Origin of the sequence: Micromonospora sp. KC721 (assembly GCF_004348355.1) — a bacterium.
Lineage (GTDB): Bacteria > Actinomycetota > Actinomycetes > Mycobacteriales > Micromonosporaceae > Micromonospora.
The window spans coordinates 1-10,310 of record NZ_SMJY01000209.1 but is presented as its reverse complement, the minus strand read 5'-3'; the positions used below and the strand labels follow the sequence as shown (position 1 = coordinate 10,310).

The following is a 10,310-nucleotide window of genomic DNA, read 5'->3' as shown; positions in this document are numbered from 1 at the left end:
GCGGGGCGGGCGGGCACGTCACCGAAGTGCCGCTCGATCAGGGCGGTCGCCTCGGCCACGTCGATGTCCCCGCTGACCGCCAGTACGGCGTTGCCGCTGGCGTAGTAGCGGCGGAAGAAGTCGGCGGCGTCGGCGACGGTCGCCGACGCCAGGTCGTCGAAGGAGCCGTAGCCGTCGTGCGCGTTGGCGAAGGTGTCGAACATCACCGGCGGCAGGGTCAGCCAGGGGAACCCGCCGTACGGCCGGTTGAGCACGTTGACCCGGATCTCCTCCTTGACCACGTCGACCTGGTTGCGCAGGTTCTCCTCGGTCAGCCGAGGGCCGCGCATCCGGTCGGCCTCGAGGAACAGCGCCCGCTCCAGGGCGTTGGCCGGCAGCGTCTCGTAGTAGTCGGTGTAGTCCAGGTGGGTGGAGCCGTTGAAGGTGCCGCCGGCGCCCTGCACGTGCCGGAAGTGCGCCAGCTTCTCCAGGTTCTCCGAGCCCTGGAACATCAGGTGCTCGAAGAGGTGGGCGAAACCGGTACGCCCCTCCGGCTCGGACCGGATGCCCACGTCGTAGACGACCGCCACCCCGATCACCGGGGCGCTGCGGTCGGGGGTGAGCACCACCCGCAAACCGTTGTCGAGGCTGAACCGCTCGACGGGGTATCTGGTCGATGGGATCTTCGCTCTCCGCGTCGGCACGTGATCGACCCTAACGCGTCGGCGCTGCCGCCACCGGCGCCCCCGCGCGCCGGGTCTGTTCCGGCCTGCCGGCAGCGGCGTGTCCTGGATGCTGGACGGCTCTTGACGCCATCCACCCGCCCACCGATTATTCCTATCGACTAAGTAGGAATAGTGGATTGGACGGACGATGAAACGGCCCCCCTTGCGTCGGCTGGTCTCCCTCGCCACCCTCGCCGTGCTCGGCCTGGCGACGGCGGGTACGACCGCGGCGTGCGGCGACGACAGCGAAGCCGGCACGTCCGGCCCGGTGACCCTGCGGCTCGGCTACTTCCCGAACATCACCCACGCCCCGGCGGTGGTCGGCGTCGAGAAGGGCATCTTCGCCGAGAAGCTCGGCAGCGGCGTCAAGCTGGAGACCAAGACCTTCAACGCCGGCCCGGCCGCCGTCGAGGCGATCTTCTCCGGCGCGCTCGACGCCACGTACATCGGTCCGAACCCGACGGTGAACGCCTTCTCCAAGTCCCGCGGCGAGGCCGTACGGGTCGTCTCGGGCGCCGCCTCCGGCGGCGTGGCCCTGGTCGTCAAGCCGGAGATCACCTCCGTGGAGCAACTACGCGGAAAGAAGATCGCCACCCCTCAACTCGGCAACACCCAGGACGTGGCGCTGCGCTACTGGCTCAAGGAGAAGGGCCTGCGGACCACCAAGGAGGGCGGCGGCGACGTCACCATCGTGCCGCAGGAGAACGCGCAGACGGTGGAGACGTTCGGCAGCGGGGCGATCGACGGTGCCTGGGTGCCCGAGCCGTTCGTCTCCCGGCTGGTCAACGCCGGCGGCAGGGTGCTCGTCGACGAGCGCGACCTCTGGCCAAACCGGAAGTTCGTGATCACCAACCTGATCGTGTCCACGAGGTTCCTCAGGGCCCACCCCGACGTGGTGCAGAAGCTGGTCGAGGGGCAGGTGGCCGCGAACGAGTACGTCAACACCCGGCCGGACGAGTCCCAGCAGGCCATCTCCACCCACATCGGCCGGATCACCGGCAAGCCGCTGGACCTGAAGCTGATCAAGCAGGCGTGGCCGACGTTGGAGTTCACCAACGACCCGATCGCCTCCTCGCTCAAGACCGGGCTGGACCACGCGGTCGCGGTGGGGCTCACCCAGCCGGTCAGCCTCGACGGCCTCTACGACCTCCGGTACCTCAACGAGGTGCTCGCGGCGCAGGGTAAGACCACGGTGGTCCAGCCGTGACCGCCACGACGACGGCGCCGGTGAGCGCGACCAGCGCGGTCGCGCTCACCGGCGTGACCAAGGTGTACGGCCGCGGGACGAACGCCGTCCTGGCGCTGGACAGGGTGAGCCTCGACGTCCGGCCGGGCGAGTTCGTCTGCCTCGTCGGGGCGTCCGGCTGCGGCAAGAGCACCCTGCTCAACCTGGTGGCCGGGCTGGACCGCCCCAGCGGCGGCGACATCGCCGTCGCCGACGGCGCCCACCCGGGGTTGATGTTCCAGGAGCCGGCACTCTTTCCGTGGCTGACCGTCGAGGCCAACGTCGAGGTGCCGCTCAAGCTGCGCGGCACACCACGGGCGCGCCGTCGGGAGCGGGTCGCCGAGCTGCTACGCACCGTCCACCTGGCCGACTTCGGCCGCAAGCGCCCGCACGAGCTGTCCGGTGGCATGCGGCAGCGGGTCGCCCTGGCCCGCACCCTCGCCCTGGACACCCCGGTGCTGCTGATGGACGAGCCCTTCGGTGCGCTGGACGCGATGACCCGCGACATCCTCCACGACGAGCTGGAACGGATCTGGACCGAGCGGAACCTGACCGTGCTCTTCGTCACCCACAACGTGCGGGAGGCGGCCCGCCTCGCCGACCGGATCATCCTGCTCAGCAGCCGGCCCGGGCGGATCATCTGGTCCACCGACGTGGCCGTGCCCCGGCCCCGGCGCATCGACTCCCCCGAGGTGGCCGCGATCGCCGCCGAGGTCACCGACCGGCTCCGTGCGGAGGTGGGCCGCCATGCCGCGTGACACCCTGACCCGTACCGACGCGGAACTGTCCGGGCTGGACGCGTTGGAGATCGCCGGCCGGGAGAAGGAGACCTCCCGAGCCGCCCGGATCTGGGCGGCCACCTGGCCCAAACTGGCCGCGCTGGCGCTGGCCGTCGCGGTCTGGCAGCTCGTGGTCTTCAGCGGGTGGAAGCCGGCGTGGTCGCTGCCCGGTCCGCTGGTGGTCGGCGAGGAACTGCTCCGGCAGGCCGGCAGCGCCCAACTCTGGGACGGCATCGCCGTCACGCTGCGCCGGGCCGCCGTCGGGTACGTCTTCTCGGTCGCCGTGGGTCTGCTGGTCGGCCTCGCGGTGGCCCGGTCGACCGTGCTGCGGGCCGCTATCGGATCGATGATCACCGCCCTGCAGACCATGCCGTCGATCGCCTGGTTCCCGCTGGCGATCCTGCTGTTCGAACTGAGCGAGAAGGCGATCTTCTTCGTGGTGGTGCTCGGCGCCGCACCGTCCATCGCCAACGGCGTCATCACCGGGGTGGACTACGTCCCTCCGCTGCTGCTGCGGGCCGGCCGCAACCTCGGCGCGCGAGGGCTGACCCTCTACCGGTACGTGATCGCGCCCGCCGCGCTGCCGGCCATCGTCGCCGGGCTCAAGCAGGGCTGGGCGTTCTCCTGGCGCAGTCTGATGGCCGGCGAACTGCTGGTCGTCGGCATCTCGCAGACCTCGCTGGGTGCGCAGCTCACCTACGCCCGGGAGTTGGCGGACTCTCCGTGGCTGCTCTCCACCATGATCGTGATCCTGGTGATCGGCCTGGTGGTGGACGCGGTCTTCGGCGCGGCCGACACCGCGATCCGTCGCCGATGGGGCGTCCTCGACCAGGCCGGACGGTGACGCGACAGGGTCAGCGTACGGTCGGCTTCCCGGGCGGCGCCCCCGCGCCGCCCGGGCTGTGCAGCTCCACCAGACCCACCGGGTCGGCCCGACCCGGCCTCGGCTGCCAGGGCGCGAACGCCGCCACCGTGGCGAGCAGCAGCCCGGCGCCCGCCACCGCCAGCACCACCATCAGCTCGCGCACCGCCCCCGAGTCGGTGTCGCCCATGTTCGCCTTTCCGAGCCGGCCCCCCGGTCGGCTCTTACCCCGAGGAGCATCGACCACCCGAAGGCCCGGCGACAGTCGCTGATCGGACCCACTTCCGCCGCCTTGTCGACTCACCCACCCGCTGCGTCACCGGCCGTACCCATCCGGTCGCCCGGGGTCGGCCGTGGCGACCGCGCGGGGTCGGCCGTGACGGGGACCGTCAGGCGGAACGGGGGCGGCGCGGGCGGCGGGAACGGCCCGCGGGCCGGTGCGCCGGTCCCGCCGTACGCGGACGGGCCGCCGGAGCGGGCTGCGGCACGGTGATCGTCACCGGCACGCCGGACGGCTCCCGCGCCCCGGTGACCCGGGACAGCGCCTCGTCACCCGGGCGCACCTGCGCGGTCTGCGGGGTGATACCGGCCACGCTCATCAACCGGGAGACGTCGCGCCGCTGCTCCGGCAGGACCAGGGTGACCACCGTGCCGGACTCGCCCGCCCGGGCGGTCCGGCCGCCCCGGTGCAGGTAGTCCTTCGCCTCGGCCGGCGGGTCCACGTTGACCACCATGTCGAGTCCGTCGACGTGGATGCCCCGGGCCGCCACGTCGGTCGCCACCAGGGCGGTGACCTGGCCGGTGCGGAACTGCTCCAGGATCCGGGTGCGCTGCGGCTGCGACTTGCCCCCGTGCAGCGCCGCGGCGCGTACCCCCTTGGCCAGGAGCTGGCGGGCCAGCCGGTCGGCGCGGTGCTTGGTTCCCATGAACAGGATGGTGCGGCCCTCGCGGGCGGCGATCCGGGTGAGCGCGTCGGGCTTGTCGACCGCGTCGACGTGCAGCACGTGGTGGGTCATCGCGGTCACCGTGGCGGTGCCCGGGTCGACCGAGTGCGAGACGGGGTTGGTCAGGAACCGGCGGACCAGCCGGTCCACACCGCCGTCGAGGGTGGCGGAGAAGAGCATCCGCTGGCCGCCGGGCGCCACCTGCTCCAGCAACCTGGTGACCTGCGGCAGGAAGCCCATGTCGGCCATCTGGTCGGCCTCGTCCAACACCGTGATCGCCACCTGGTCGAGGCGGGCGTCGCCCCGGTTGATCAGGTCGTGCAGCCGGCCCGGCGTGGCCACCAGCACCTCCGCGCCGGCACGCAGCGCGTCCGCCTGCCGCTGCAACGACAGGCCGCCGACGACGGTGGCACAGCGCAGCCCGAGGGCGGCGGCGTACGGGGCCAGCGCGGCGGTGACCTGCTGGGCCAGCTCACGGGTGGGCACCAGCACCAGCGCCAGCGGACGGCCGGCGCGGGCCCGACGGCCGGCGGTACGCGACAGCAGCGGGAGCCCGAAGGCGAGGGTCTTGCCGGAGCCGGTGCGGCCTCGGCCGAGCACGTCTCGGCCGGCCAGCGAGTCCGGCAGGGTCGCCACCTGGATCGGGAACGGCTCGGTGATGCCCTGCGCGGCCAGTTCGGCGACGAGCGCGGGAGCCAGGCCGGTGGCGGCGAAGCTGGGAATGGTCATGGTCATGCGAAAAGCCTTCCTCGACGCGGCACGTGTCGAGGGAGGGCGCCGCGAGGCGACGCGGTCACCGGCGGACATGTCCGTCGGGACTCACAAGCACGAACCGAAAGGGTACGGGCGGTCCGCCGCAGCGCGCCGCCCCGCCGGAGCGGGTGGGCGGCGCGGCGGACCGGCCCGTCACCGCGCCCGGAGGGCGCGGAGGGTGTTACCGGTCGATCCGAGGATCAGAGCGGGCGGATGTTCTCCGCCTGCGGGCCCTTCTGGCCCTGGGTCACCTCGAACTCGACGCGCTGGTTCTCGTCCAGGCTGCGGTAGCCGGAGGACTGGATCGCCGAGAAGTGGGCGAAGACGTCCGCGCCGCCGCCGTCCGGGGTGATGAAGCCGAAGCCCTTGTCAGCGTTGAACCACTTGACGGTACCAATTGCCATGTGTTTCGTCTCCTTGACGGAACGTTCGGACCCGCACCTGTTGCGGACCGAAAAGGTGCACACCGTGCGCGAGTGCACGGCGAGCCTGTCGCTGCTGGTCGCCCCGCCCGGAGAACTCCGGACACAACAAAGAGCGCCTGGGGCCACAATCCGCCAGGCGCACACAGAGTCTCTGGAAACCAAAACTGCAACTCCGTCACCATATCACGAATCCGCAAGCGTGCCACCCCCTGACGGAACTTCGGGCACACCGGCGATGAGCGCGGTGAGCCCGTCGGCGTCGAGCAGGTCGGCCGGGCGCACCGTGACGCCGTCCCGGACGTAGTGGAACGCGGCCCCGACCCGGTCGACCGGCACCCCGGCCAGCTCCGCCCAGGCCAGCCGGTAGACGGCGAGCTGCACCGCGGCCACCACCGCCTCCCGCCCGGCCGGCTGCCGGCCGGTCTTCCAGTCGACCACGTCGTACCGTCCACCGGGGCGGGCGAAGACGGCGTCCATCCGGCCCCGGACGACCACACCGGCGATCACCGTGGCGAACGGCACCTCCACCTCGACCGGCACCCGGTCGGCCCACTCGCTGGCCAGGAAACGCTCCTGGAGTTCGGTCAGCGCCTCGTCGGGCGCGGCGTCCGCGTCGGCCGCGCCGGGCAGCTCGTCGACGTCGAGCAGCCGGTCCGCGCCGAAGCGCTGCTCCAGCCAGGTGTGGAAGGCGGTGCCCCGCCGGGCGTACGGGTTGGGCGCGGTGGGCATCGGCCGGCGCAGCGTACGGGCCAGCGCCGCCGGATCCCGGCGCAGCGCCACCAGCTGCGTCACCGAGAGCTGCCCGGGCAGCGCCACCTCCACCGCCTCGGCCTGCCGCAGCAGCTCGGCACGCTCGGCGAGGAGCAGATCCGCCTCCCGCCGCCAGCGCGTCACCTCGGGATCGCCCCCGGCCGGATCCGCAGCTTCCGGGCCGATCGGCCCGGAGCCCGCCGCCGGATCGGCCGCCGGGTCGCAGGCCAGCTCGCGGTCCGCCGCCGCCGGGTCGGCGAGGTAGCGACGGACCAGCCCCGCCGCCTCGGTCAACGCCGGCCGGCGGGCGCCCAGCGGGTCGGCCGGCCAGTCGGCCCGCAGCACCAGCTCCGTGGTGGGGTTGACGGCGTCGCCGGCCGGCTCGGGCGCCCACTCGTCGACCAGGTGGCCGTCCGCACCGTCAAGGCAGGCGTCGTGGACCTCGCGCAGGAAGACCGACGGGCCACGGAACCGTTTCGTCCCCTCCCCCCACCAGTAACCGGAGCAGAGCAGCAGCCGGCGCGGACGGGTCGCCGCCACGTACGCCAGCCGGCGTTCCTCCCGTTCGTCGTGGGCCCGCCAGGCGTCGGTGAACTCCTCCAGCGCCCGGGCCACCCCACGCTGGTCCTCCGCCCCGGCCAATGCCAGCTCCGGCAACCCGTCGGCGTCGCCACGCAGCGGGAACGGCAGCACGCCGAGCCCGCCCAGCCAGTGGTCGGAGTTGCGCACCGGGCCGGGCCAGCCGCCCCGGGTCAGCCCGGCGACCGACACCACGTCCCACTCCAGCCCCTTGGCGGCGTGCGCGGTGAGCACCTGCACCGCCCCCGCCACCACCTCGACCTCGCCGGGGGCCAGGCCGCGCTCCTCGTCCTCGGCGGCGGCCAGGTAGGCCAGAAATCCGGCGAGGGTCGCGCCGGGGGTCTCCCCGCTGAACCGGGCCGCGACGTCGCCGAGGGCGTCCAGATGGCCTCGGGCCAGGCCGGCGTCACCGGTGCCGTCCCGGCCGGCCCGGACGGCCACCTCCACGTCCAGGCCGACGGTCCGCTCGATGTCCGCGATGAGCTCCGGCAGCGTCTGGTCCAGCCGGTAGCGCAGCAGCGCCAGCTCCATCGCGTACGACCGCAGCCGCGCGTAACCCTCCGCCGAGTACGCCTGCGCCGGCCCCAGATCGGCCAGCGCCTCGACCAGGGTCGCCTCGTCCAGGGCGTCCACGGTGATCTCCGGCCCGTCGTCGTCGGTCCGCTCCCGCCGGGCCCGTGCGATGGCCCGGGCCCGCCGGTGCAGGGCGACCAGGTCGCGTGGCCCGATCCGCCAGCGCGCACCGGTGAGCAGCCGCAGCAGCGCCGCCCCGTCGGTCGGGTCGGCCAGCACCCGCAGGGTGCAGACCACGTCGCGGACCTCGGGAGTGTCCAGCAGGCCACCGAGGCCGACCACCTCCACCGGCAGTCCCCGGGCGCGCAGCGCCGCCTCGATCGCCGGGATCTGGCTGCGCAGCCGGACCAGCACGGCGGTGGTGGGGCGGTGCGACACCGGGATGTGCTCGGGCAGCGCGTGCGGCATCCCGGCCGCCCCCCGCCAGGCGGCCAGCACGCTGTCGGCGATCCAGTCGGCCTCGTCGGCGTACGTGTGCAGCAGCGCGCAGTGGACGGTGCCGGCGGCGTGGCCACGCGGGCTGCGGTGCGGAATCGGATCCCGGACGCTCAGCGCCGCACGCAGCTGCGGCACCCGGGCACCGGCGGCGCGCAGCGGCACCGAGAGCGCGTTGGCCACGCCGAGGATCTCCGGCCGGTTGCGCCAGCTCGTGGTGAGGCCCAACACCTCGGCCGGGGTGCCGTCGGCTCGGGCGAACTCGGTGGGGAACCGGTCCAGGGTGCCGGCGCTGGCCCCCCGCCAGCCGTAGATCGACTGGCACGGGTCACCGACCGCGGTGACCGGGTGGCCGCCGCCGAACAGCGCGTTGAGCAGCACCACCTGGGCGTGACTGGTGTCCTGGTACTCGTCGAGCAGCACCACCGGGAAGCGGTCCCGCTCGATCGCGCCGACGGCGGGATGGTCGCGGGCCACCCGGGCGGCCCGGGCGAGCTGGTCGGCGAAGTCCATCGCCTCGAAGTCGTCCTTGCGGCGGGCGTACGCCCGCACCAGCGGCAGCAGCTTGAGCCGGGTCTGCTGCAGCTGCAACGCCCGGCGCACGTCGGCGTAGACCCGGCCGGGTCGGGACTGCACCTCGGCGAAGAACCGGCCGGTCCAGGCGGCCAGGTCGTCCGGGTCGACCAGGTGCTCGTCCAGTTCGCCGGCGAGGGCCAGCACGGCGTCGGTGACCGTGCTCGGCATCCGCTCCACCTCGGACATGTCACCGTCGTAGTTGCGCACCAGCAGGTCGACCAGCTGCCAGCGGGACGCCTCGGTGAGCAGCCGGGTGGTCGGCTCGTACCCGGCACGCAGCCCGTGCTCGGTGACGATCCGCCCGGCGTACGAGTGGTAGGTGGAGACGGTGGGTTCGCCGGCGAGCGGGTCGTCCAGCGGGTCACGCCCGCGCCGACCCAACCGTCGTACGAGTTGGTCGAGTCGGGTACGCACCCGGTGCGCCAGTTCACCGGCCGCCTTGCGGGTGAAGGTGAGGCCGAGGATCTGCTCCGGCCGGACGTACGAGTTGGCGACCAGCCAGACCACCCGGGCGGCCATCGTCTCGGTCTTGCCCGAGCCGGCGCCCGCGACCACCAGCAGCGGTTCGACCGGGGCGGCGATGATCGCCGCCTGTTCCCGGGTCGGGGCGGGCAGCCGCAGCAGCTTCGCCAGCTCGACCGGCGTGTAGCGCGGCCCGGAGTCCGGGGTGCGCGGCGTCGGGGCGGCGGTGCCGAAGAGGGCGGGCTGCGTCACGACTGCTCCGGGGGGCGGCTCGCCGGCGGTTCCACGACCTGTCGGCCCTGCCCGGATACCGGGCAGCTGGTACGCACCGGGCACACCCGACACTTCGCGTTCGCGACCGCGGCGAAGGTCGCGGCGGCCATCGTATCGGCGGTGCGCCGGACCAGCGCGGTGGCCCAGCCGGCCTCGGGGCCCTGCCCGGCGGCGGCCTGGGTCTGTTCCTTGGCGTCCTTCGCCCCGGTGCCGAGCTGCACCAGCGCCGCTCCGCCGGGCTCGTCGCCGAACTCGGCGAACGCCCCCGCCTCGACCGCCGCCTGGTACGCGCCGAGCTGCGGGTGCTCGGCCACCTCCCGTTCGGTGACCGCGGTGGACTTACCGGTCTTCAGGTCGATCACCACGAGCCGGCCGTCGGCGTCCACCTCCAGCCGGTCCACCCGGCCGGTCAGCTCGACCGGGCGGGTCGGGTCGTCGAGGCGGACGGCGAACTCGTGCTCGATGGCGAGCAGGCGGCGCGGGTTGCCGGCCAGCCAGCGGAGCAGCTTGTCCACCATGGCCTCGGCGCGTTCCCGCTCCGGACCGACCATCCAGCGGGCGGCCAGCTCGATCGCGTCGAACCGGGCGGCCACGTACTCCAGCAGGGTGGTGCGGTCGGCGTTGGCGTCCTCGGCGAGCATCGCGGCGGCGTGCACCAGGTTGCCCACGCCCTGCGCGGCGCTGGCCGGGCCGCTGCCGCCGTGCCGTTCCAGCAGCCAGCGCAGGCTGCACCGCAGGGCGCTCTCCATCGCCGACGGGGTGACCCGGACCGGTTCGCCCTCGTCGACCAACGGCCGGTCGTCGGAGAGGCCACGCAGCCCCCACCAGTCGTCCGGGTGGGCGCCGGGGATGCCGGCGGCGGCGAGGCGGGCCAGTTCGACCGCCGCCGCGCGCCGCCGGGTGACCGGGGCGTCCGGGTCGGTCACCGCGGTACGCAGCTCCGCCACCAGCGCCGACAGGGTCAACGCCC

9 protein-coding genes are annotated in these 10,310 nt (G+C 73.7%); 3 read left to right on the top strand and 6 right to left on the bottom strand.

The features are described from left to right. A partial coding sequence (locus E1182_RS25900; protein WP_132270009.1) for a pitrilysin family protein occupies nt 1-683 on the bottom strand: 683 nt, incomplete at its 3' end. Between the two features lie 169 nt (nt 684-852). On the opposite strand from E1182_RS25900, the gene E1182_RS25895 reads away from it, so the two are divergent. The 3 genes from E1182_RS25895 to E1182_RS25885 are packed head-to-tail and all read left to right on the top strand — an operon-like array spanning nt 853 to nt 3,552. Continuing rightward, nucleotides 853-1,911, top strand: a complete 1,059-nt coding sequence (locus E1182_RS25895; protein ID WP_132270007.1) for an ABC transporter substrate-binding protein — start codon at nt 853-855, stop codon at nt 1,909-1,911. Then, nucleotides 1,908-2,687 carry an ABC transporter ATP-binding protein gene (locus E1182_RS25890; RefSeq protein WP_132270005.1) on the top strand — a complete coding sequence of 260 codons (780 nt, stop codon included), beginning with the start codon at nt 1,908-1,910 and terminating at the stop codon, nt 2,685-2,687. Before E1182_RS25895 ends, E1182_RS25890 begins: the two co-directional genes overlap by 4 nt. After that, nucleotides 2,677-3,552: an ABC transporter permease gene (locus tag E1182_RS25885; protein WP_132270003.1), complete on the top strand. Its 876-nt coding sequence runs from the start codon at nt 2,677-2,679 to the stop codon at nt 3,550-3,552. The genes E1182_RS25890 and E1182_RS25885 overlap by 11 nt, the downstream gene beginning before the upstream one ends. Nucleotides 3,553-3,562: 10 nt before the next feature. Here E1182_RS25885 and E1182_RS25880 read toward each other — a convergent pair whose 3' ends face one another. The 5 genes from E1182_RS25880 to E1182_RS25860 form a co-directional block, all read right to left on the bottom strand. Next, nucleotides 3,563-3,760, bottom strand: coding sequence for a hypothetical protein (locus tag E1182_RS25880; protein WP_132270001.1), 198 nt, complete (start codon nt 3,758-3,760; stop codon nt 3,563-3,565). A 199-nt stretch (nt 3,761-3,959) separates the two neighbouring features. After that, complete coding sequence (locus E1182_RS25875) at nt 3,960-5,249, bottom strand: DEAD/DEAH box helicase (RefSeq protein WP_132269999.1); 1,290 nt, start codon at nt 5,247-5,249, stop codon at nt 3,960-3,962. A gap of 218 nt (nt 5,250-5,467) precedes the next feature. Continuing rightward, on the bottom strand, nt 5,468-5,671 hold the full coding sequence (locus tag E1182_RS25870) for a cold-shock protein (protein WP_007464836.1): 204 nt from the start codon (nt 5,669-5,671) through the stop codon (nt 5,468-5,470). A 204-nt stretch (nt 5,672-5,875) separates the two neighbouring features. Next, nucleotides 5,876-9,319 carry an ATP-dependent DNA helicase gene (locus E1182_RS25865; RefSeq protein ID WP_132269997.1) on the bottom strand — a complete coding sequence of 1,148 codons (3,444 nt, stop codon included), beginning with the start codon at nt 9,317-9,319 and terminating at the stop codon, nt 5,876-5,878. Further along, the coding region (locus E1182_RS25860) for a PD-(D/E)XK nuclease family protein (RefSeq protein ID WP_132269995.1) at nt 9,316-10,310 on the bottom strand (995 nt) is incomplete at its 5' end. The genes E1182_RS25865 and E1182_RS25860, both read right to left, overlap by 4 nt.